The organism is Ruegeria sp. CH2 (assembly GCF_056537065.1).
Window position 1 is genome coordinate 1 of record NZ_JBQFQV010000007.1, and the last position, 23348, is coordinate 23348.

At 55.9% G+C, this 23348-nt stretch carries 20 protein-coding genes; 13 read left to right on the top strand and 7 right to left on the bottom strand.

Going from position 1 to position 23348, the window contains the following annotated elements; all coding sequences use genetic code 11:
* The first annotated feature begins 287 nt into the window (after positions 1 to 287).
* The 3 genes from ACR0M9_RS11320 to ACR0M9_RS11330 are packed head-to-tail and all read left to right on the top strand — an operon-like array spanning position 288 to position 2669.
* Complete coding sequence (locus tag ACR0M9_RS11320; RefSeq protein WP_480773614.1) at positions 288 to 812, top strand: RNA polymerase sigma factor; 525 nt, start codon at positions 288 to 290, stop codon at positions 810 to 812.
* Positions 809 to 1546 (top strand): anti-sigma factor, encoded by a 738-nt coding sequence (locus ACR0M9_RS11325; RefSeq protein ID WP_480773615.1) that lies wholly within the window; start codon positions 809 to 811, stop codon positions 1544 to 1546. Before ACR0M9_RS11320 ends, ACR0M9_RS11325 begins: the two co-directional genes overlap by 4 nt.
* 46 nt (positions 1547 to 1592) lie before the next feature.
* A complete protein-coding gene (locus tag ACR0M9_RS11330) occupies positions 1593 to 2669 on the top strand; it encodes a helix-turn-helix domain-containing protein (protein ID WP_480773616.1) in 1077 nt (358 codons plus the stop codon).
* A 42-nt stretch (positions 2670 to 2711) separates the two neighbouring features.
* Here the strand turns inward: ACR0M9_RS11330 and ACR0M9_RS11335 are convergent, their stop codons facing one another.
* The 5 genes from ACR0M9_RS11335 to ACR0M9_RS11355 form a co-directional block, all read right to left on the bottom strand.
* Complete coding sequence (locus ACR0M9_RS11335; protein ID WP_480773617.1) at positions 2712 to 4016, bottom strand: UDP-glucose dehydrogenase family protein; 1305 nt, start codon at positions 4014 to 4016, stop codon at positions 2712 to 2714.
* 381 nt (positions 4017 to 4397) lie between these two features.
* Entirely contained in the window at positions 4398 to 5462 is a 1065-nt protein-coding gene (locus ACR0M9_RS11340) for a DUF2793 domain-containing protein (protein WP_480773618.1), read from the bottom strand.
* Positions 5463 to 5636: 174 nt separating this feature from the next.
* A complete protein-coding gene (locus tag ACR0M9_RS11345) occupies positions 5637 to 7076 on the bottom strand; it encodes a mannose-1-phosphate guanylyltransferase/mannose-6-phosphate isomerase (protein ID WP_480773619.1) in 1440 nt (479 codons plus the stop codon).
* A gap of 71 nt (positions 7077 to 7147) precedes the next feature.
* Positions 7148 to 8041 carry a UTP--glucose-1-phosphate uridylyltransferase gene (locus ACR0M9_RS11350; RefSeq protein WP_480773620.1) on the bottom strand — a complete coding sequence of 298 codons (894 nt, stop codon included), beginning with the start codon at positions 8039 to 8041 and terminating at the stop codon, positions 7148 to 7150.
* Between the two features lie 644 nt (positions 8042 to 8685).
* Complete coding sequence (locus ACR0M9_RS11355; RefSeq protein ID WP_480773621.1) at positions 8686 to 9921, bottom strand: lytic murein transglycosylase; 1236 nt, start codon at positions 9919 to 9921, stop codon at positions 8686 to 8688.
* Between the two features lie 186 nt (positions 9922 to 10107).
* Here ACR0M9_RS11355 and ACR0M9_RS11360 point away from each other — a divergent pair, with 186 nt between their 5' ends.
* From ACR0M9_RS11360 to ACR0M9_RS11375, 4 genes are read left to right on the top strand one after another with little or no spacing between them, the layout of a single operon-like run.
* Positions 10108 to 11067: a cytochrome ubiquinol oxidase subunit II gene (locus tag ACR0M9_RS11360; protein WP_480483627.1), complete on the top strand. Its 960-nt coding sequence runs from the start codon at positions 10108 to 10110 to the stop codon at positions 11065 to 11067.
* A complete protein-coding gene (locus tag ACR0M9_RS11365; protein WP_480773622.1) occupies positions 11064 to 13154 on the top strand; it encodes a cbb3-type cytochrome c oxidase subunit I in 2091 nt (696 codons plus the stop codon). Before ACR0M9_RS11360 ends, ACR0M9_RS11365 begins: the two co-directional genes overlap by 4 nt.
* A complete protein-coding gene (locus ACR0M9_RS11370) occupies positions 13151 to 13783 on the top strand; it encodes a cytochrome c oxidase subunit 3 (protein WP_480773623.1) in 633 nt (210 codons plus the stop codon). Before ACR0M9_RS11365 ends, ACR0M9_RS11370 begins: the two co-directional genes overlap by 4 nt.
* Entirely contained in the window at positions 13776 to 14102 is a 327-nt protein-coding gene (locus ACR0M9_RS11375) for a cytochrome o ubiquinol oxidase subunit IV (protein WP_480773624.1), read from the top strand. Before ACR0M9_RS11370 ends, ACR0M9_RS11375 begins: the two co-directional genes overlap by 8 nt.
* A gap of 73 nt (positions 14103 to 14175) precedes the next feature.
* Here ACR0M9_RS11375 and ACR0M9_RS11380 read toward each other — a convergent pair whose 3' ends face one another.
* Positions 14176 to 14877 (bottom strand): GntR family transcriptional regulator, encoded by a 702-nt coding sequence (locus tag ACR0M9_RS11380; protein WP_480773625.1) that lies wholly within the window; start codon positions 14875 to 14877, stop codon positions 14176 to 14178.
* 67 nt (positions 14878 to 14944) lie between these two features.
* Between ACR0M9_RS11380 and ACR0M9_RS11385 the strand changes: the two genes are divergently transcribed.
* Entirely contained in the window at positions 14945 to 15493 is a 549-nt protein-coding gene (locus tag ACR0M9_RS11385) for a HutD/Ves family protein (RefSeq protein WP_480773626.1), read from the top strand.
* Here ACR0M9_RS11385 and ACR0M9_RS11390 read toward each other — a convergent pair.
* Positions 15490 to 16854: a formimidoylglutamate deiminase gene (locus ACR0M9_RS11390; protein ID WP_480773627.1), complete on the bottom strand. Its 1365-nt coding sequence runs from the start codon at positions 16852 to 16854 to the stop codon at positions 15490 to 15492. The two genes, ACR0M9_RS11385 and ACR0M9_RS11390, sit on opposite strands and share 4 nt — an antisense overlap.
* Before the next feature lie 82 nt (positions 16855 to 16936).
* On the opposite strand from ACR0M9_RS11390, the gene hutI reads away from it, so the two are divergent.
* From hutI to nadA, 5 genes are all read left to right on the top strand, one after another.
* Positions 16937 to 18145 carry an imidazolonepropionase gene (hutI, locus tag ACR0M9_RS11395; protein WP_480773628.1) on the top strand — a complete coding sequence of 403 codons (1209 nt, stop codon included), beginning with the start codon at positions 16937 to 16939 and terminating at the stop codon, positions 18143 to 18145.
* Complete coding sequence (gene hutH, locus ACR0M9_RS11400) at positions 18142 to 19680, top strand: histidine ammonia-lyase (RefSeq protein WP_480773629.1); 1539 nt, start codon at positions 18142 to 18144, stop codon at positions 19678 to 19680. The genes hutI and hutH overlap by 4 nt, the downstream gene beginning before the upstream one ends.
* A complete protein-coding gene (hutG, locus tag ACR0M9_RS11405) occupies positions 19677 to 20471 on the top strand; it encodes an N-formylglutamate deformylase (protein ID WP_480483636.1) in 795 nt (264 codons plus the stop codon). The genes hutH and hutG overlap by 4 nt, the downstream gene beginning before the upstream one ends.
* Positions 20468 to 22150, top strand: coding sequence for a urocanate hydratase (gene hutU, locus ACR0M9_RS11410; protein ID WP_480507026.1), 1683 nt, complete (start codon positions 20468 to 20470; stop codon positions 22148 to 22150). Before hutG ends, hutU begins: the two co-directional genes overlap by 4 nt.
* Positions 22151 to 22292: 142 nt before the next feature.
* Entirely contained in the window at positions 22293 to 23342 is a 1050-nt protein-coding gene (nadA, locus tag ACR0M9_RS11415) for a quinolinate synthase NadA (protein WP_267366643.1), read from the top strand.
* Positions 23343 to 23348: the final 6 nt, after the last annotated feature.

Here is a 23348-nt window from a genome sequence, read left to right on the forward strand (position 1 = left end):
TAAAGGACAGATGCAACCCTGCGGCACACCAACCCATCCCAACATCCAAACACGCTAAATAAGACCTCACACACAAACCCGCAACCAAAACAACCGTCGCAAATGGCCAATATCCAACGCCAAGTTGGTTGCAGAAACAGGCGCTGCAACAATTACAGACGCAAACGTGACTGCATGGAGCAGGAGTTTCGTTTCATTTCACCGCTAAATATGACAATTCTGCCCTTGCGGGTCCGGTCCGTGATTGAGAAACACAAGCAGGTCGCGATCATTCGATGAGAGCCGAGATGACTTCTGAACAAGCCGTCCGCGATGCGGTTCAGACGCATTCGAAGCGTGTCTGGCGGTTTGCGATGGCATTATCGGGTGCCTCGGATGTAGCTGACGATTTGTTGCAGGCCACATGTTTGCGCGCGCTTGAACGACATCATCAGGTGACGTCGCACAACCGACTAGACAGCTGGTTGATGACAATCTGCCGGTCAATCTGGCTGAATGAGCTGCGTTCACGGTCGGTTCGGCGCGCGCAGGCGCTGTCGGTGACCCCCGAAGCGGATCTGGTTGCAACGGGACCGGATACAGAAACGAATATTTTCGCGGCTGAAGTGTTTACTCAAGTGATGCAGTTGCCTGAGGCACAGCGCGAAGCGGTAATGCTCGTCTTCGTTGAGGGGTACAGTTACCGCGAAGCCGCTGCCTTGTTGGAGGTTCCAATTGGCACGATCATGAGCCGGCTTTCGAATGCCCGGCAGAAACTTAAAACCGTGATGCGGATTGATGCAGCGGACACCGCGCGACGGAGTGGCAAATGACGTTTTCCGACGAGACGCTAATAGCGTATCTGGAAGGCAGCCTGGACGAGGCTCAGACCCGCGCCATTGAGGCTGCGGTTGAAGATGATGCTACGCTGGAACATCGTCTGATGGCGCTGGATCCGTTTGCGCCTGTTGTTCGGGATATTTTTGAGAACCTGCCCGCTGAAGCGCCGAAGGTGGACCTGCCGGAAATAACGACGCGGCCCGCCAATAACGGGTTTCTGCGTCTTATTGCGGTGGCGGCCAGCGCGGCATTTGCAGCCGTCGCCGTAACATTCTGGGCCACCCGGCCAGCAGATTTAAGCTGGGCCCAGCAGGCCGCGATCTATCAATCACTTTACGTGCCGGAAACGATTGCATCGCTGGACAGTTCGGAAACGTCGCTGGCCAAGCAATTTGCAATGGCCGAAGCCGAACTGGGACGAACGCTGAATCAGGAAACACTGGAAGCGATGCCAGGGCTGGAGCTGAAGCGGGCGCAGGTTCTTTCCTTCAAAGGCAAGCCCTTGATCCAAGTGGTTTTTGCCGATGATCAGGGTCGACCACTTGCCTTCTGTGTCATTCGCCAGGGACCGAATGCCCCAAATACCGAAGTCCAACAAACGGTGTTGAGCGGTTTGGCAACTGCAAAGTGGGAGCAGGGCGGTTATGGATATATGCTGTTGGGCAATTCCCCACACACGGATTTAAGCAACGAACTGGAAGTGTTGACCCGCACATTCTCGGGCTGATGGAAAACCCTTGTGAACTGTTGCAAATGCCCGAAGAATGCCGGGTATGACGTCGAAAAAAACCATGCCCCTTCCAGAAGACGAGGTCGATGACCTTGGCCCAGCCAGCATCTATGACGGCGATCCGGCAGAAGAGGATGATCCCTGGTTTTTGCCCCCGGACCAGGACGTGGAGGAAGATTTCTTTCTGCCCGGTCCCCGATCAGATCAGCGCCCGTTATTCGATCCGCGCGATTGGCATTCGGCACAATCAGAACTGTCGGCAGAGCTTGCTGATCTTGCCCTGACCTTTGGTGCTCTGGACGAGCGGCTGCGTTCGGGGCCTGAGGGGTGGACGCACCGTTTGGCACTTATGGAAACGTCCGATCTGGGGTGGTGGACAGGGGATCGGGTCAGCGTGGACCGCCTGGCTTTGTGGACGGGTCTGAGGATAGGCGCGACCCACGATGACGTGCAGGCGCTGTTTCGGGCAGGTTGGGCCGTACGCCGTCTGAGCTCAGGCACAGGCCCTGCTAGTGGCGGGTGGGAAAACGGGTTGACCGCGTTTCTTGACCGTCTGGCTCAGGGCTCCGATGCGACGCCCGAAGCGATCGTTGATCTGGCCGAAGTCATGCAGAATGCGGAAAGGCTGCACCCGGTGACACAATCGGCGATCGCGTTTCATGCTTGGCGAGCTATATCGCAGGGCGTCGGACAAGACACCGAGGCGGCAATTATCGCTGCGCGGCACGCGGCGTCGATGGGGCGGGGCGGCGCAATGTTCATGCCTCTGGCGTTGTCTGGTCCGGGTGCGTTGCGCGGAACGGGTGGGCCGACGGACAAGTTGGGGTCTTGGATACAGGGCGCCGGGCAAGCGGTTCTTGCGGCCTTGCTGCACCTCGACAGGATCAGTGTCTGGGAGGGCAAGGCCCGCGACGCGACGCAAGATATGAGCGGCCGCACCCCACCACGACTGATTGATGCTCTGGCGGCGTGGCCAATGGTCTCGGCCCCGCTTGCGGAAGACTTGACCAATTCTTCGCGCGCGGCGGTTCAGCGGAATTTCGACCTGTTCACCCGGAGAGGTCTGGTGCGTGAAGTCACGGGCCAAGGCCGTTACCGGGTTTGGACAGCTGCACTATGACCCGTCAACCACTTGCGAAACGGTAAGAATGGACGGGCGCTTTCAGCGTCCAACACCGACGTAGGTTTCGAACCCCGATTTCAGCGCTGTAGTTTTCGAGTAGATGTTGCGCAGGTCAACCATCCTGGCTGTGTTCATAGATGCTGCAATTTCGGAAAGGTTCAGCGCGCGGAACTCATTCCATTCCGTCAGCAGCACAACAACATCCGCGCCCTGCGCGGCGATATACGGATCGTCGCACCATTCGACGCCCGGCAAAAGCGCTTCTCCTTCAGATTTTCCCTGAGGGTCAACAACGCGAACCGTTGCGCCACCACCAATCAGGGCGGGGACGATGGACAGCGAAGGTGCGTCGCGCATATCGTCCGTGTTGGGCTTGAACGTGACACCCAGAACCGTCACGGTCTTGCCGTTGACATGATCGTCACATGCGTCTCGAATTTTCTCGATCATCCGTTTCTTGATTTCGTCATTCACGCGGATGACGGTCTCGGTGATTTGCATCGGATGCGCGTGGTCCTGCCCGATCCGGGCCAACGCGGCGGTATCCTTTGGAAAACATGAACCACCGTAGCCAGGTCCTGCATGCAGGAATTTGTTGCCAATTCGCCCGTCAAGGCCAATGCCACGCGATACTTCTTTGACATCCGCACCAACTTTTTCGCATAGCCCGGCGATTTCATTGATGAAGGTAATTTTGGTCGCTAGAAACGCGTTGGCGGCGTATTTTATCATCTCGGCGCTTTCCAGATCGGTGGTCAGGATCGGGAAGTCGCGCAGGTAAAGAGGGCGGTAAATTTCTGCCATCACCTCGGCAGCGCGGTCATTTTCGACGCCGACCACAACGCGGTCCGGGCGCATGAAATCGTCTATTGCCGCGCCTTCGCGAAGGAATTCAGGGTTCGAAGCCACGTCAAATTCGGCCAGGGGGTTAGCGGCCTTGACTGTCTCCTGCACTTTTCTGTTTGTTCCGACGGGAACAGTCGATTTTGTGACGATAACAGTATACCCGGTGACAGCCTGAGCGATTTCTTCCGCCGCTGCCATCACATAGGTCAGATCCGCATGGCCGTCTCCACGCCGGGTTGGCGTTCCAACTGCAATAAAGATAGCATCCGCGCCGTCCACTGCGGCTGCAAGATCGGTTGTGAAGCTCAGGCGGCCAGCCGCGACGTTTCGCGCCATCAGCACGTCCAGACCCGGTTCATAAATAGGCACCTGTCCGGCTTTGAGCATATCGATCTTCTGCTCAGCCTTATCAACGCAAATCACATCATGACCGAAGTCCGAGAAACACACACCGGAAACAAGGCCCACATACCCGGTGCCGATCATTGCAATGCGCATCTGCCTAATCCTTTTATACCAATTACTATCAACGGCGCGGGCACAATCGAAGAATCCAGCGCCGGTTTCAATGATTTACAGGTATGGTTGCTGAGTTCCCATGTTTTCTTGTTGTTTTTGAGGCAATATGCGCGGGAACAGAGTTTTTACAATCCGTCGTGCTGCGCAGAACTTGTTGAATCACGTCCATTGTCAGCTGAAAAGATACAATTCTGGGCATGGACCAGTAATAAACAGCCAGTAAGCGGGCGGTGTTGCGCCGCCCACTTTTCGCCCGGAGCAAGGCGGCTGTAGCGGGTCCAATGGAATTGGCGATTGCTATAGAAATAGACCGACGACGCAAAAAAACCGCCCGAACCACAGTTCAGGCGGCAGCTGTGCTCAGAACCAGCGCCCTATGGCGATGACACTTGGTGAAAAAGCCGCTGTATCCGAAGTTACAGAGAGGGCTTTGCACGTGGCTTGAGTGTTTCCGGGCCCATCAAACCCGATGAAACGATTATTTGCTCCAGCGCTGCCACTAACGCTTGGCGCAGAGGAAAATGGCGCTGGGTAGTTCCACGTCATTGCAGTGCTTGCGAACAATACGCCTTCAACGGCCGTGCATGCGACAGGAAGCAACGCGGCGGTGCAGATCAGGGTTCCATCGGCAAAACGTGTAAATTCGCCATTGGTGTTACTTCCGCGCTCTATGACCGCACCGGTTGGTATACCGCCAACTTCTGATACCGACCCCAGAAGGTTACCCGGCCCATAACCGTAGTCGGCACGCATCAGGCGACCCGGAGTGGTATCCGTCGCATCGCCCTGAACAGCCGCACCAGCCGCTGTTCCGGTCGCGGGGTCAAAAGTCAGAGCTTCCGTCCAGGTACCTCCGTCAGGGGACACTTTGATTGAAAACCCCGTACTTCCGGATAACCCCATTTCAGCGTGACCGGTCCAGTTCGACTGAAACACCAGCGATGCCGTATCGCTCGCACCCGCCTTGTTGATCTTCAGCTGATGCCCGCCGCCCTCATGGCTCAGAAGCGTGGCCGGGCTTCGGACAGACAAGCGATTCGTAGCGTCCGAACTTGTTGCCACCCCAACACCATTCAGGTTTTGAGTATTGACGGGCAAGGGCAGCCAGTCAGACCCATTCCAGAACTTCAGTTCACCAGTGGCCTCGTCCCAGGCGCGCCAGCCCGCATACGGGGTCAAGAAATGCCAGGCGTTGTCCAGCCATGCGGCAAGCTCTCCTGCATGTCCGGCCCAGTCCCCGGTGGGGGTGACGCCCAGAGCATGGATATCACCCTGCTCGGGGACAACGGGCGGGGTGCTGGCATTGGTCGTCTGAACTGTTAGCTGAACGACCAAATCAAGCTGTCGCAGTGCCTCGTTGTGGGTGACGTGCTTTTGAGCCTGCGAAGGTTGTAGAAAAGGCAGGCGCAATCTGGGTGAGGTCATTGACACGAGGGTCCTCCTGTGGCTGTCGGTCCGAAAGTTGGTTGCGCGCCACTCTGCCGTAAGGCGCGTCAATCCCGTCTGACCTGGCCGACCGCACAGGAAATAATCTGTTAACTTGAGTGTCCCCGGGGACAAGCCGACCCGAGTATGGCCTATGGAAAACTATGTCGCCGCTTAGTCCCGGGCATAGATGTCTTCATATCGAATGATGTCATCTTCGCCTAAATAGGTGCCGGTCTGCACTTCGATCAAAACCATGGGAACTTTGCCGGGGTTCTCCATCCGGTGCACGGCACCCAGCGGGATATAGACAGACTGGTTTTCGCTGACCAACCGTTCCTGATCATCGACTGTAACCTTGGCGGTGCCTTCAACCACAATCCAATGCTCGGACCGATGGTGATGGGACTGCAGGCTGAGCGAAGCGCCAGGATGTACATGGATTCGTTTGACTTGAAATCTGTCACCGATCACGAGGCTCTCAAACCAGCCCCAGGGGCGGTGATCGACCGGAAGCGTATCTGCCTGTTTGGCCCCTTTTGCCTTTAAGGCAGCGACAGCCTGCTTGACGTCCTGAGCTTTATCCATGCTAGCAACCAGCACAGCATCTGGCATCGCAATTGCGATAATGTTCTCAAGCCCCATTGCCACCACTTCCTGCGCAGGTGATTCTGATCGTATCAGAACGTTGCGGCAGTCGATTGTGGTTACTTCCCCATATGTCGCGATGCCGTTTTCATCAGGGTTTGACAATTCTTGAACAGCCGTCCAACTTCCAACATCCGACCAACCTGCGGAATACGGAACCACGCTAAGGTTGGGGGCTTTTTCCATGACCGCATAGTCGATCGAGACGTCATCGACGTCAGCCCAAGCCGAAGGGTCCAATCTCAGGAACCCCAAATCTGTCTTTGCGTTGTCGACGGCCTGTTGGACAGGTGCAACAAGGGTGCTTGCGTATTTTTCATATGCTGCAACGATGTCACGTACCGCAAACAGGAAGATGCCGGAATTCCACAGGTAACTGCCATCTTTCACCATCGCCTGCGCGGCTTCCAAATCCGGTTTCTCCACGAACCGATCCAGGCGAACTGCACCCCCGGACGCGTCTGGGGCGTCGTTCAGCTTTAAGTAGCCATACCCGGTTTCGGGTCGAGTGGGCGTGATGCCAAATGTCACCAGATCGCTTCGTTCGGCAATTGCGCGCACGCCTGTGGCGACGGCCTGATGAAAAGCGGCCTTGTTTGGAAGCACATGATCTGAAGGCGCGACCAGCATGATGGCATCCGGATCACGTGAGGCAAGGTACAACGCAGCCGCCAGTACGGCAGGGGCCGTGTTTCGCCCTTCAGGCTCAATCAGAATCGGACCGGGGTCGATCCCAATAGCGGTCAGCTGTTCAGGTACAATAAACCGAAAGGCTTCGTTGGTGAGAACCATTGGTTTGGCATAGGGCGTATGCGAGGGTCCAAGCATCCGGTCGGCACAATCCTGTAACAGACTGGTTTTTCCGACAAGTGGAACGAATTGCTTGGGATAGCTTTTGCGCGACAGGGGCCACAAACGCGTTCCTGAACCACCACACAGGATGACTGGATAGACCGTTCTGTTCATACACGTGCCCCTGAATTGCTGATGACCAACGATATTGTTCAATTCTTTTTGTGGAATGGGAGATCCCGTGGCTACTGGGCCGCTTTTCCAGTTGCAACGATGTCATTCAGATATTGGCTCAGATCATCGCGCAGGTCGTCACGGGCAAGGGCAAAGGAAACGGTCGCTTGCAGAAAACCGGATTTTGAACCGCAATCGAAACGCTGCCCGTCGAACTTGTAGCCAAAAACGGGCACGCCGGATGCGATATCCTCGGCGATTGCATCAGTCAGTTGGATTTCACCGCCGCTTCCGGTTTTCATTGCGTTCAGGTTGTTCAATACGGAAGGTCGAAGAATATAGCGCCCGATAACCGCCAGATTGGATGGCGCTTTTGAGGGTTCGGGTTTTTCGACCATGCTCCTGGCCGGAATGACCGGGCCGATACTGTCGACGACATCCAGAACGCCGTACGAACTGGTCTTTTCTGGTGAAACTTCCATTGTTGCCACCATGTTGCCGCCCGTTTCCTCATAGGCTTCAACCATTTGTTGCAGACATGGTTTATCTGCAGCAATCACATCGTCAGGCAGCATTACAGCAAAGGGTTCATCGCCTATCAAACGGCGTGCACACCATACAGCATGCCCCAACCCCAGGGCTTTGTGTTGGCGGATATAGGCAATCGCGCCGCTTTCCATATTCGTCTTGTTCAAGATATCGAGAAGCTTGTTTTTGCCCTTGGCCATTAGTTCCTGTTCGAGGACAAGGTTGTGGTCAAAGTAATCTTCAAGCGCGGATTTCCCGCGAGACGTCACAAAGATGAACTCTTTGATACCAGCGGCGCGGGCTTCATCGATTGCATATTGCACCAGCGGGCGATCCACCAACGTCATGATCTCTTTCGGAACAGATTTGGTTGCCGGCAAAAACCGGGTTCCCATTCCCGCCACTGGAAAAACTGCTTTGGTGACTTTGCGTGTCATGGTGCCTCTCAAAACAAAACTTGGCCGGAAAAGCAGAGAACATCCGGAATGTCCTCTTAGTCTTCAAAACCGCGTCAATCAATCATGCCCGGTGTGCCGGCCGTTATTGACCAAATCGTGCCACCTCGGTCCAGATGAGTCAAAAGCCGACTCCGGTGTTTCCTGTATACAAGGCCTGAACCACAGTTCCCAGAGACCCTTCCGCTATAACTCTGTGCCAAAAATCTGACGACGATTTGTCGTTCACGGAAAGTTGATATGTTTGGAGCAGCGTCGGTTGCCTTGAAAAACTCCCGGACGGAGTCCTGCATATTGTTCTTTGGATGGGCATAGCGCCTTGTTATGACGAGTAGTTTAGGACTGCGCGGCCGAAAAGAATTTGGATGGCAGAGACTGTGCAACTGAAATTAATACGGCTCACTTAGTCGCAAGCTGCGTCAAGTAACGTGTCTTATGTACACAAGTATTCCGTCGGCAAACATCCGAGCTTCTTGGAAATACATGATCTGACGCATCAAGTCCGTTTTCGAATGGGCAACAATATGGCCGGAACCGCAAAGATTAGTGACAATGGCGGTCTGTTGCGACTGGCGATAAGATGCTCAAGCAAGTCGCGAGGGACCGTTCAACGCATGCTTGGTGGCTTATCGGACCAGTTTTGTTTTCATCGAGATTTCAGGAAAACAGGTAGGTGCAACACCCATCGCTTCCTGCCATCTGCCTATTGATCGGCGGGTTTTGAAACCTGGCAAGCCGTCAACGCCTCCGACATCGTACCCCAAGCTTTCCAGCGCGCCCTGCATCTTTGCTATGTCAGAACGGTACAAGCCACCGACCTTGCCCCATTGCCCTTTAAAATCGCCGCTTCCAAATTGGATTCTGTCACCGACGTGGCCGACGAACAAAGCATAAAGATCGCTTTTGTTGTATTCCTTCAAAACGTAAAAATTCGGAGTGACCAGAAAAGCAGGACCAAATCGTCCTGCCGGCATCATCAGGTAACCTGCCCCCTTCAACTCGTGGGCTGGAAAAGGTTTGCCCGAGACCCGGTTTATGCCCATCGCTTCCCATTGCTGGATTGACTGCCCCTGATCAGGTCCTTCCAATGCACATGAAACGGTTGCCGGCACAGACACTTCGAAACCCCAGTCACGCCCGGGGAGCCAGCCGTGCTGTTTCAGGTAGTTGCCAATCGATGTGATTGTATCATCGGATGACCCCCAGATATCGACCTGTCCATCGCCGTTGCCATCTGCGGCGTAAGTCAAATAGCTTGATGGCATGAATTGGGGTTGTCCTAACGCGCCTGCCCAACTGCTTTTCATTTGCCGGGCTGGCAGGGGTCCTGCTTCCGCGATTTGCAGAGCCGCGATAAGCTCGGCCGTGAAGTAGTCCGCGCGCGTGCTCATGAATGCCTTGGTCGACAAAACCCTGAACGCATCATGGCGGATCGGCACCTGCCCATAGCCACTCTCTCTGCCCCAGATTGCCAGAATGATGCGAGCAGGAACGCCTGTATTGCTTTCGACTTTCGCAAGAATCGCAGAGTGTTGCCTCGCCATCCTGCGCCCGATAGACGTTGCGCCCTGAATTGACCCCGGATTGAAATACCGGCTGGGCGATCCAAACTCGGCTTGTTTTTGCGCCTTGGGCGTTTTGCGTTTATGTCCGGGGGGAACCAGATCAGGCAGGTCCCAGTACAGAGTAACACCGGAAAACGCCTGTTGCAGTGTGTTGCGCGAAACACCTTTGGCCTGCGCCTGCGGCCAGATCGTCTCCAACAACCACGACTGAAACTGGCGTTCAATTGCTGCACGATCCTGTGCCAGTGCGGTCTGGGACAGAATGATCAATCCTAGAGTGAACAGCAAAATACGCATTGACGATTTATCTGTCCCGACTGGCCTTGCAAGTCAACGGGAAGATGCCGCGCGACCCGTCGCCGTTTACACCCAAAGTTGAAAGAAAATTGAGGATGGCAATCCCCGGTTCGGAAAAACTCTTGAGAAAATTCACCCGCTTGCCGATAGTTGCATGGGATTGAGATGAGGAGAGGACAGTCAGCTGTGGCACAAGTCATTTCGTCCAATCCATCCTTGCTCAGGCTTGTCGTTGTGCTCCTGTTGATCGTTTCGGCGCAACCAGCTTTGGCCAGCGACAGCTTTATGGACCCGGAAGGCCCAATAGCGGCAGTTCAGAAAACGCATTTGCTTCGGGCGACCGTATTGATCCTGCTGGCCGTTATCCCGGTATTGGTGCTGGTCCCGATAATAGCGTTTCGGTATCGCCGCCGGAGCAACCGCATTGCGCCCTACGCGCCGGATTGGGATTTCTCGGCAAAGCTGGAATTTGTAATGTGGGGTGTGCCTGTCATAATCGTGGCCTTGCTGTCTTTTTACCTTTGGAAGGCGACGCATCGGCTTGACCCGTATTCGGCACCGTTTGGTGAAGATCCGGCGCTGCGGGTTCAGGTTGTCGGTCTGGATTGGAAGTGGCTGTTTCTGTACCCCGATCTTGGGGTCGCCACTGTAGGAGAGTTCGGAATTCCGACAAAGCGGCAAGTTGCATTGACGCTGACAACCGATACCGTGATGCAGTCGTTTATGATACCCGCGCTGGCTGGACAGATTTATGCGATGCCGGGCATGACCACCCAGTTACATCTTGTCGCGGATGCGCCGGAAGTGATGCAGGGTGAAAACACTCAGTACAACGGACGGGGCTTTACCAAGCAGAAGTTCCGCACCATCGCAATGAGTGATGAGGATTTCGACGCTTGGGTCGAAAAAGTGCGTAACAACAGCATCCAACTAGATGTGGCAACGTATCGGAAACTGGCCATGCGGACCGACAGGGATGAAGTTCAGGCCGCTTTGGGAACATCTCGGATGCCGGATGATGCGCTCTACTTCACAATAAAAGACGATCTGTTCCGGAATATCCTGAGCCGCTACCACAGCGGTCAGCCGCTGCCCATCGATCTACAGCCTGGAACTGCATCATTTGGGCAGGAGGCGCAAAAATGACGCCGACCGAGACAGGTTTCTTCGGGCGTCTGAGTTGGGACGCTTTTCCGATTGCCGGGTTGATCCAGAACCCAAATACTAATGAGATTGTGGCCAATACAGCCGCAGCTGTTGTGATTATTGGCGTTGTTGTTGTCGTAGGATTGCTGAGCTGGTTTCGTCTGTGGACACCCCTGTGGCGCGATTGGCTGACCAGCGTCGATCACAAAAAGATCGGTATCATGTATATCGTCTTTGCCATCGTGATGCTGGCGCGCGGTGTGCTTGAAGGCGTTGTCATGCGCGCGCAGCAGGCTTCCGGGCCCGGCGACGGTTTCCTCGAAGCCGAACATTTTGCCGAGCTTTTCAGCACTCACGGCACAATCATGGTCTTCTTTGTTGCCGTTCCCTTTGTCTTTGGTGTTGCGAATTACATTGTCCCGCTGATGATCGGCGCGCGCGATGTGGCGTTCCCGCGACTAAACCAGATTGGTCTGGGCCTTACGGTTTCGTCAGGCATGATGCTGATGGTGTCGCTGGTGATTGGAGAGTTTTCGACCGGCGGCTGGACAGCCTATCCACCGTATACCGGCGCAGCGTTCAATCCCGGTGTTGGACCGGATTACTGGATCTGGGCCATCGTTGTTTCGGGCATTGGCACCTCGCTGACGGGTATCAATTTTGCCGTTACGATCTACAAGTTGCGCGCGCCGGGCATGACGTTCATGCGGCTGCCGATGTATTGCTGGACAATCATTTGCAGTTCGATCCTGATCGTCTTTGCTATGCCGCCTTTGGGTGTCGCCGCGCTGATGCTTGCCGCTGATCGCTATCTTGATTTCCACTTTTTCACAAACGACCTCGGTGGCAACATGATGAACTATGCCAATCTGTTTTGGCTGTTCGGCCACCCCGAGGTTTACCTGCTGGTTTTGCCTGCTTATGGCATCTATTCCGAGGTGTTTGCGACCTTCTCGGCCAAACGGCTTTATGGCTACAACTCGCTTGTTATTGCGACCATGTCGATCGCAGTGTTGTCGTTCACGGTCTGGCTGCACCACTTTTTTACCATGGGTCAAAGCGCGCTGATCAACGCGGTGTTTGGTATTGCGACCATGCTGATTGCCATCCCAACCGGCGTGAAAGTCTATGACTGGATGGCGACGCTGTGGCGGGGGCGCATTCGGTTTTCGGTGCCGATGCTCTATGGGCTGTCATTTTTGATGCTGTTTGCCATCGGTGGGCTGAGCGGTGTGATCCTGGCAAACCCAACCGTAGATTACCAGGTTCACAATACGCTGTTTTTGGTAGCTCATTTCCACAACGCGTTATTGCCTGGCGTGTTGTTCGGATTGTTGGCGGCATACAATTACTGGTTCCCCAAGGCCTTTGGATTCCGACTGAACGAATTCTGGGGCCGGGTTTCTGTCTTTTGCTGGACCGGGGGGTTTTTGCTGACATTCATGCCGCTCTATTTCGTCGGGCTATTGGGCATGCCACGCCGCTCTTTCAGCTATAGCGATCCGTCTTTCCACCCTTTCATGATTGTGGCCATCATCGGAGCAATAGTTATTACCTGTGGATTGTTCTCGGTACTGATCCAGCTATGGGTCAGCATTCGTGACCGCGACCAAACCCGCGTTCCTGTTGGGGATCCCTGGGATGGTCGCACATTGGAATGGACTATCCCTTCACCGCCTCCCGCGTACAACTTTGCGATCATCCCCAAGGTTACGGATCGGGATGAATTCACGGCACAGAAGGCAAAAGGAACGGCCTATCCAACACCAGACGCTTATGAAGATATCGAACTGCCCCGAAACACGGGAATTGGCTTTGTCCTGTGTGTTCTCAGCGGCATATGGATATTTGCGCTGGTCTGGTGGATCTGGTGGCTTGCCGCGATAATGACGGTTTTGATGATCCTTGCGGTGATCATCTGGACATTTGATGACAGTACAGAACTCACCATCCCCGCGGAAGAGGTGCGAAGGGATCACGAAGCTTGGTTGGCGTTGGTCCACAGCGAAGCGGCGGTTGATCGCGCCTCTGAAACTTCTTCGGAAAACCGCGGCCTTTCCCGCCCGGATCTGGAGGTGGCGACATGAAGCGCGCGCCCACTCACAGTTATCCCGGTATCAATCTTGGAGAACATCACGCCAGTGCCCACAAGGCGACCGAGGTTGTCACCTTTGGGTTCTGGGTCTTCTTGATGAGCGATCTGGTTTATTTCGGCCTCATGTTTGCGATTTACATAACAATGATCGATGCACAGGCAGGTGGTCCCGGCCCGCACGAGTTGTTTGATCTGAAAAGTGTTTTTGCGCAAACCCTGATACTGCTGACCAGCAGCCTGACAGTGGGTCTTGCCATGCTGGCGCTGAAGTACAATCTGCCGCGCGGTCGTATTGTCTTGTGGTTTGGCGTCACTCTTGTGCTGGGGCTTGGTTTTCTGGTGCTGGAAGTGCTTGACTTCATGGCCATGGCGGAAAAAGGCGGCATTCCGCAGCGCAGCGGTTTTCTGTCAGCCTTTTTTGGGTTGGTCCCGCTTCATGGTCTGCACGTTGCGACTGGATGCCTTTGGCTGATCGTTTTGGGTATCCAGCTACGCGTCAAGGGCATGACGGATGTGGTTATCTCGCGCGTGGTGCGGCTGGCGTTGTTCTGGCATTTTCTCGATCTGATCTGGATTGGCATCATTACCATCGTGTATTTCGGAGGTCTGACCTATGGATAAGCGCTCTGAAATGCATCGTCGCGAGCGTCGGCGCTATGTGATCGGGTACGGTGGCTCGCTTTTGCTGACCTTGGCGATGTTTGGCGTAGCGCAGGTTTATGGGATTGAAACGGTTGGTATTTACCTGGCCATCGGGTTGCTTGGATTGGCGCAGCTTGTGTTGCAGCTTGTCTACTTCCTGCATATCGACCGTCGGCGCAGCAGCCGCGAAGATCTGCATCTGGTGCTGTTTTCGACACTGGTTCTGATGATCATGATCCTTGGCACCGTCTGGGTTCTGGGCAATTTGGCCACCCGAATGCACATGCACTTGATGTAGTGCGTATTTGAAACAAGCGGGGTGGCGGGTCGAGATTTGGCTTTCGGCAGGACCACCAATAGCGGAAAAAGCCTCAGTAGGTTGTCCGCATTTGATACCCCTGATGAAAGGTCATGCGTACAAAGGTGACCGGGGTTTTTCGAAACCACGTTGTCCGCTCCAACTGGAACAAAGGTGTTCCGGGCGGAACAGAAAGAAAATCCTGAAGCGGGCCGGTCGCCGGAACAGCCGAGAAGGCAATTTCCGCGTTCGAAAACGGAACTTCGGCCAGCAACCATTCGTTTGGACCGGTGGTCAGAAAGTCCTCATTCATGACGTGCGGTACTGCGGCTGTATTGATCCATCGCTCCTCGAACTGGAAGGGGCGATTGTCGGCATGGTGCATACAGCGCAAATGCAGAATTTGCGTGCCCTCGGGCAGTCCGAGTTTGGCTTGTAGCCATGCCGGACAATCTATCAGCGTACGGCTGACCAACGCATACCGGTATTCTGCATTCATATCTTCAATGGTTTGACGGACTACTGCAATGGGCAGCCTGGCCTGTTTGACCGGTGTTGTAACCACACGTGTGCCACCTTTGCGTTTGCGTGTGACAATACCCTGATCAGCGAGTTCACGGAGTGCTCGATTGACAGTCGCGCGGGCGCATCCGAACTCGGCGGCCAGTTCCAGTTCGGTGGGCAGCAGGCTGCCTTGCGGCCAGATTCTGGTCTGGATGCGATTCAGAACTTCATCGCGGACATCCTGGAAGCCGGTGGTTTTCTGCCCGTTCACATTGTGCTCACTATTTTTTTCGAACTTATTAGTATTATGTCTATGTTAACGGTGAGATGCAAAGAATTTGACCCAGAACCTTATAAGATTGCAGGATTGCGCGGTTACGCCTTGGGCCAATGGTGGCGGTGTAACGACCGAACTTGCCGCGAAGCGGGTCGGCGAGCACGTCGTCTGGCGTATCAGTGTGGCTCGGATCGATCGGGATGGGCCTTTTTCCCGATTTCCAGGCATGGCGCGTGTACACACGATCATCGAAGGCGCCGGGCTTGATTTGCTCGGCGATAGTGGCGTTTTATCAGCGCGACCATTCCTGCCGGTTTCGTTCGACGGAGCGCTCGCGCTGAATGCGCGTCTGTTGGGCGGGCCGTGTCGTGCGCTCAATGTGATCTACGATCCAAAGATCGTCGTTGTGGTAGTGAACGTTTTTGCAAATGATCAGGAATTCGAAGGGGCGGCGGGCGAGGTTATCTTTGTCGTCTCGGGAATGGCCCACATGTCAGACAAAACGCAGCTGGTTGCCGGAGACGCAATGACGCTGAACGCCGCTGTTACGATCAGTCCAGCTGCAGGCGCTAAGATCCTTCGCGTGTGTTTCGGCAAAGCCCCGATCTAAAGCTCAGCAAGAAGCCCACCTATTGCCTGTTTGTAGTTGTTCGCGACTTTGTCCCGCAGGACGTGACGCCCGTTTTGAACCTGATGTCGGCCTGCGGACCAAAGATCAGTAACGACATTATCTTTGGCGGCAAAGACTAAACCGTCCAGCAACTGTTGGGGCTGTAATGCGCAAAGGGCAGGGGCTTGGCTGTCAATGGCGACAAGATCAGCCAGCATTCCTTCGGCAATTTGCCCCGCATTGCGGCCTAGCGCCTGCGCGCCGCCCATAGCTGCGCCGCGGTAAAGGGTTTGTCCGACAGAACCTTCACCAACCACCAGCACGTTACGTGACAGGTCGCGCAGTCGTTGCGAATATTCGAGTGTGCGGAGCTCTTCGGTCATGGAAATCAACACGTTGGAGTCTGATCCCACGCCAAAAGCGCCGCCTGCATTCAAATAGAAAGGGCCATTGAAAGGCCCATCGCCCAGGTTGGCTTCTGTCACCGGGCACAGACCGGCAACGGCATTGCTATGGGCCATGGCGCGAGTCTCTTCGTCAGTCATGTGGGTGGCATGGATCAGGCACCAGTTGGAATCAACCGAGGCATTATCCAGCAGCCATTCGACCGGACGCGCGCCAAGGCCAGCCTGAACTTCCTCAACTTCTCTGGGTTGTTCGGCAATGTGAATATGAATTGGACCGGAACTTTGTGATGCCACAACTTGCGCCAGATCGCGCGGACAGGTGGCGCGCAGGGAGTGTGGCGCGATGCCGACGCGACAGTCGTCGGGAAGACTACCGAGCGCATCCCGCGCCTGCGCGACAAGTTCGCAAAAACGGTCCACATCATTTCCAAAGCGTCTCTGCCCCGCCTCCAGCGGTTTTTCCCCAACTCCTGCATATCTGTAGAGCACGGGCAGATGGGTCAGGCCAATTCCGGTCTCAGCGGCGGCGGCCATGATCCGGTCGCTGAGTTCGCTAATTCTGTCATAGGGTTGCCCGTTCGGTTGGTGGTGCAGGTAATGGAATTCACCGACCGAGGCGTATCCGGCCTCCTGCATCTCGACATAAACTTGCGCGGCGATGGCCTGAATGTGGTCAGGGTTCAGGTGGGCTGTGAAGCGATACATCAGATCGCGCCAAGTCCAGAAACTGTCACGGCCAGCCAGCCGATATTCGGTCATTCCCGCCATGGCGCGCTGAAAGGCATGGCTGTGAAGGTTGGCCAAAGCGGGCAGTAGAGTGTCGACGCGGGTGTCGCCGATTTGCGCGACAGCATTGGGTGTCAGTCGGGCAATGCGACCATTCGTGATCTCGAGTCGCAGATTCTCTGCCCAGCCGGCTGCCAGAAAGGCCCGTTTTGCAAAAATGACCGTCATCCCTACCTCCGGTTTTATGAATAGACATATGCCATAAAGACCTGTACCAGAAAAGAGAGAATTGCACCGAAGAGGGATTCGAATGCAAACCCACGATCATCTGTTCACAGATCTGCACGCCGCGACCATGGTTGGTGCGGATGCATACGGATTGATCGAAGACGCGGCGATTGTCGTGCGTGGGGACCGGATCGCGTGGGTCGGTCCGAAGACGCAGTTGCCGGAAGAGTACGCGACGTTCTCTCAAACCTTGCTGGACGGGCGGTTGGTGACGCCGGCTCTGATCGATTGCCATACCCATGTAGTGCATGGCGGCCACCGCGCAGCTGAGTTCGAGATGCGCCTTAACGGTGCCAGCTATGAAGAGGTGGCCCGCGCGGGCGGAGGTATTGTTTCGACCGTGAAAGCCACGCGTGCGGCCAGTAAAGAGGATTTGATTGCGCAGGCCCTGCCGCGCGTGGACGCGATGATCGCCGAAGGGGTTTCGGTGATCGAGGTCAAATCGGGCTATGGGCTTGATCGTGAAACTGAGCTGACCATGCTGCGAACCGCGCGGGCCTTGCAGGAAAGCCGCCCGGTGCGCATTGTAACCAGCTTTCTGGGCGCTCATGCATTGCCCGCCGAGTATGAAGACCGGCCCGAGGCTTATATCGACGAAGTCTGCATTCCGACGCTCCGCGCGGCTCATACCGAGGGATTGGTAGACGCAGTGGACGCCTTTTGCGAAGGGATTGCCTTCCTGCCCGGCCAACTGGTGCCACTGTTTGACGTTGCCAAGGAACTAGGACTGCCGGTCAAACTGCATGCTGAACAACTGTCCAACCTGGGCGGTACGAAACTTGCTGCAAGCTATGGTGCGCTTTCTGCCGACCACATTGAGTATCTGGACGAAAGCGGTGTCAAAGCCATAGAAGCGGCAGGCACGGTGGCCGTGATCCTGCCTGGGGCTTTCTACACCCTGCGCGAGACGCAACAACCGCCAATTGATCTATTGCGCAAGTACGACGTGCCAATGGCCCTTGCGACCGACTGCAATCCGGGCTCGGCTCCGATGACATCACTTTTGCTTGCGATGAACATGGGGTGCACCTTGTTTCGAATAACCCCCGAGGAAGCGTTGAAAGGTGTCACCGTGAATGCCGCGCGTGCACTGGGCCTGAGAGACTGCGGCAGGATCGTTCAGGGCCTGCGGGCGGACCTGGCTGTCTGGAATGTCACTCACCCGGCCGAGCTTGCCTACCGCATCGGTTTTAATCCCCTTCACGCCCGCATAATCGGAGGCGCATTTTGACCACTCTGACGTTAACTCCCGGTGCTGTCTATCTGGCGCAGCTGGAACAGGTATTCCGCCAGGAATGCGCCGTTCGGCTGGACCCGGATTGCAGGCCTGCGATAGCCGCGGCACACGCTCGCATCATTGAGGCGGCGACTGGCGAAGCCGCCGTTTACGGGGTCAATACGGGCTTTGGAAAACTGGCAAGCGTCAAGATCGCGGCCGAGGATACCGCGACGCTGCAACGCAACCTGATCCTGTCCCATTGCTGTGGCGTCGGACCAGCGATCCCGCGTGCTGTTGCGCGGCTCATGATGGCACTCAAACTGCTCAGCCTCGGACGTGGCGCGTCGGGTGTGCGGCTGGAACTGATTGACCTGCTGGAAGCGATGCTTGGCGCAGGTGTGACACCGGTAATCCCGGCACAGGGGTCTGTTGGTGCTTCGGGCGATCTGGCACCGCTGTCGCACATGGCAGCCGTCATGATGGGCGAGGGTGAGGCCGAGTTTGGCGGCACCCTCATGTCTGGCGGCGACGCGCTGGCAGCGGCAGGTTTGACCCCGGTCGAACTTGGCCCCAAGGAAGGTCTGGCGCTGATCAACGGCACTCAGTTTTCTACGGCGTTTGCGCTGGCGGGGCTTTTCGGCGCTTGGCGGGCGGCGCAAAGCGCTTTGGTCACTTCAGCCCTGACAACTGATGCGATTATGGGGTCTACCGCGCCTTTGCAGCCCGAAATTCACGCCTTGCGTGGTCACCGGGGCCAGATCGAAGCGGGCGCAACCATGCGCGCGCTACTGGCTGGGTCGGTCATTCGCGAAAGCCATCGGGACGGTGATACGCGGGTTCAGGACCCGTACTGCATCCGCTGCCAGCCGCAGGTTGTTGGTGCCGCGATGGATGTGCTGCGTCAGGCTTCGGTGACACTGGAAACCGAAGCCAACGCCGCCACCGATAACCCTCTGGTTCTGGCCGAGGCCGGGTTGATCGTATCAGGCGGAAACTTTCATGCAGAACCGGTCGGGTTTGCCGCCGACATGATTGCTCTGGCAGTGGCCGAGATCGGGGCGATTGCGCAGCGACGCATCGCGCTGATCGTCGATCCGGTGCTCAGCTTTGATTTGCCTCCGTTTTTGACACCCAACCCCGGTTTGAACTCTGGCCTGATGATTGCCGAAGTCACGACAGCCGCACTGATGAGCGAAAACAAGCATCTGGCCAATCCTTGCGTCACGGATTCAACACCGACTTCGGCCAATCAGGAAGATCACGTGTCAATGGCCGCCCATGGCGCACGGCGGCTGGGGCAAATGGTGACCAATCTGGAACGTATCCTGGGGGTCGAGTTGCTGTGCGCAACGCAAGGGGTTGAATATCGCGCGCCGCTGCCAACCAGTGAAAGCCTTCAAGGTGTCATGGCGCGTCTGCGTTCTGTTGTACCGGCGTTGGAAGATGACAGGTACATGGCAAATGACATCGAAGCAGCCTCGGCCCTTATTGCAAGCGGTGAGATTTCCGATGGCGCTGGTGTCGCCATGCCGGAGCTTGGCGCATGACTGATCCAGTCGAAGTAGTTCAGGGCGATAGTCCAATTGTTTTGGGGCTGCCTCACACGGGCACCTATGTGCCTGCGGCGATTGATGCCAAACTGAATGCACAGGGTCGGGCGCTGGCAGATACGGATTGGCACATCCACATGCTTTACGACGGGCTTTTGCCCGGTGCTACCACGGTCCGGGCCACCTTTCATCGCTATGTGATCGACGCCAACCGTGACCCGAGCGGTACTTCCCTTTACCCTGGCCAGAACACGACGACCCTGGTGCCGCTGACGGATTTCGACGGGCAGGACATCTGGGACATCCCTCCAACTGAAAAAGATATCATTGAACGGCGTGACGCATTTCATGCGCCATATCACGCCGCTTTGCTGGCCGAACTGGAGAGGGTGAAGGCGATCCATGGCATCGCTGTGCTGTATGATTGCCACTCAATCCGCAGCCGCATTCCTTTTCTGTTCGACGGCGTATTGCCCGACATGAACATTGGCACAAATAACGGGATGACCTGTGCATTGGAAATCGAAACAATTGCACATGAGTTCGCCGCTTCATCCCCTTACAGCACCGTTTTGAACGGGCGCTTCAAAGGTGGGTGGACGACACGCCACTACGGACATCCGGATAACAGTATTCACGCGATCCAGATGGAGCTGGCGCAGTCGACCTACCTGACCTCAGAAATGCCGCCCTGGACTTTTGACACCGCCAAAGCCAACCGTCTCCGCCGTTGGTTGAAAGACATTCTAGACGCCCTCAATGACACAGCATTGGAGCTTGCCCGATGACCGATCCTCGCAAAAACACCCGTGACATCTTTCCGCCCACCGGACCTGAACTGAACGCCAAAAGCTGGATGACCGAGGCGCCATTGCGGATGATGATGAACAACCTGCATCCGGACGTGGCCGAAAACCCGCATGAGCTGGTGGTCTATGGCGGGATTGGCCGCGCGGCGCGGACGTGGAAGGATTTTGACACCATCGTTGCCAGCCTGAAGGATCTGGAAGAGGATGAAACGCTGATCGTCCAGTCCGGCAAGCCGGTTGCCATTGTTCGCACCCATAGCGATGCCCCCCGCGTATTGATCGCAAACTCGAACCTTGTGCCGCACTGGGCCAATTGGAACCACTTCAACGAGCTCGATAAGAAAGGTCTGATGATGTACGGCCAGATGACCGCTGGCTCGTGGATCTATATCGGTACACAGGGCATCGTGCAGGGCACTTATGAAACTTTTGCCGAGGCCGGGCGTCAGCACTACGACGGCGACCTGACAGGTAAGTGGATCCTGACCGGGGGACTGGGTGGAATGGGCGGCGCGCAGCCTCTGGCCGCTGTCTTTGCAGGGGCTTGTTGTCTGGCCGTGGAATGCAACCCGGACAGCATCGACTTTCGCTTGCGTACAAAATACCTGGACGAAAAAGCCGAGACGCTGGACGAAGCGCTGGCAATGATTGATCGCTGGACCAAGGCGGGCGAAGCGAAATCCGTTGGTTTGTTGGGAAACGCTGCTGAAATCTTCCCGGAAATTTACGCTCGGATGCAAGCTGGCGGGATGCGCCCGGATATTGTCACGGATCAGACCAGTGCCCACGATCCGGTAAACGGCTACCTGCCGCTTGGTTGGACCATGGCGCAATGGAAAGACAAGCGCGAAAGTGACCCGAAGGCGGTCGAAAAGGCTGCACGTGCTTCGATGAAGCAACACGTCGCTGCAATGGTGGACTTCTGGAACGCGGGCGTGCCGACGTTGGATTACGGCAACAACATCCGACAGGTGGCTCAGGATGAGGGGTTGGAGAACGCTTTTGCCTTCCCCGGCTTCGTACCCGCCTATATTCGCCCGCTGTTTTGTCGGGGTATCGGACCCTTCCGCTGGTGCGCGTTGTCCGGTGACCCTGAAGATATCTACAAGACAGACGCCAAGATGAAGGAACTGTTCCCCGACAATACCCATCTGCACAACTGGTTGGACATGGCGCAGGAGCGTATTGCGTTTCAGGGCCTGCCGGCGCGGATCTGTTGGATTGGGCTAGGAGATCGCCACAAGGCCGGGCTGGCGTTCAACGAGATGGTTAGAAACGGCGAATTGAAAGCTCCGGTCGTCATCGGCCGAGACCATCTTGACAGTGGTTCTGTCGCCTCACCTAACCGCGAGACCGAGGCGATGAAGGACGGTTCGGACGCTGTTTCGGACTGGCCGCTGCTGAACGCGCTTGTCAATACGGCATCGGGTGCAACGTGGGTTTCGCTGCATCACGGCGGCGGAGTTGGCATGGGGTTCAGTCAGCATGCAGGCGTCGTCATCTGCGCAGACGGAACCGATGCCGCCGCCAAGCGATTGGAGAGGGTGCTCTGGAATGACCCCGCGTCGGGGGTTTGGCGTCACGCGGACGCCGGGTACGAGGACGCGAAAGCCTGCGCTCGTGAACATGGGCTGCGATTGCCGGGCATTTTGGGCTGATTACCACGCCAACCTTTGTTTTGTCGGTTTGCCTTAGCGCTAACGTCACATTTTCCGGTTTCGAACCGGTGCTGTTTCGGCTAGGGCTAAGCCGTTCAACAACCCCGTGGGGTTGAAGGCAACTGACAAAGGTGGCTACCCGTTGCTCGATATTGCACATGTCCGCTCGGTGATTTCGGACGTTTATGACCTTGCCCCATCGGCCGCACTGGCCAATGAGATGAAAGACACGTTTGCCCGCATGGATCGCGTGGTCAGCCCACCAGATTGGGCAATCTACGCGCCTTACGTGCGAGCCATCAATACGCTCAAGAAAGAGCGTAATGCCGTGATCCTTGGGCACAATTACATGACGCCCGAGATTTTTCACGGTGTGTCCGATTTCGTTGGGGACAGTTTGCAGCTTGCGATCAAGGCCAGTGAAGTCGAAGAAGATGTGATTGTTCAGGCCGGTGTTCATTTCATGGCCGAGACATCAAAGATCCTCAGCCCTCAGAAGACTGTTCTGATGCCCGACATGGATGCTGGTTGTTCGTTGGCAGAATCGATCACCGCTGAGGGAATCGATGAAATGCGTGCCAAATACCCCGGCGCGCCGGTTGTGTCCTATGTAAACACCACTGCCGAGGTCAAAGCAGCTTCGGATATCTGCTGCACCTCTTCGAACGCGCTTCAGATCGTCAACGCCATGGAAAGTGATACGGTCATCATGACGCCGGATCAGTACCTGGCGCAAAATGTTGCCAATCAAAGCCACAAGAATGTGGTGTATTGGCCCGGCTCTTGCATTGTGCATGAACAATACACGGCACAGGACCTGCGCGACTTCCGCGAATGGAACCCGGGAACACGGCTTATCGCGCATCCTGAATGCCCGCCGGATGTGGTGGCCGAGGCAGACTATTCCGGCTCGACCAGCGGCATCATCAAATACGTGCATGATGAAAAGCCGAAAAAGGCGATGCTGATCACCGAGTGTTCGATGGCATCCAACATTGCCGATGAATTGCCCGAGGTCGAATTTGTAGGGCCATGCAACATGTGCCCGTATATGAAGAAAATCACGCTTGAAAAGATCCTCTTCGCCCTGCACACGATGGAAGGGCAGGTCGAGGTCGCCGAAGATGTGGCTGAAAAGGCGCGAAAATCCGTTCAGGCGATGATTGATCTGTCCCGCAAGCTCGGCATTTGATCTGAA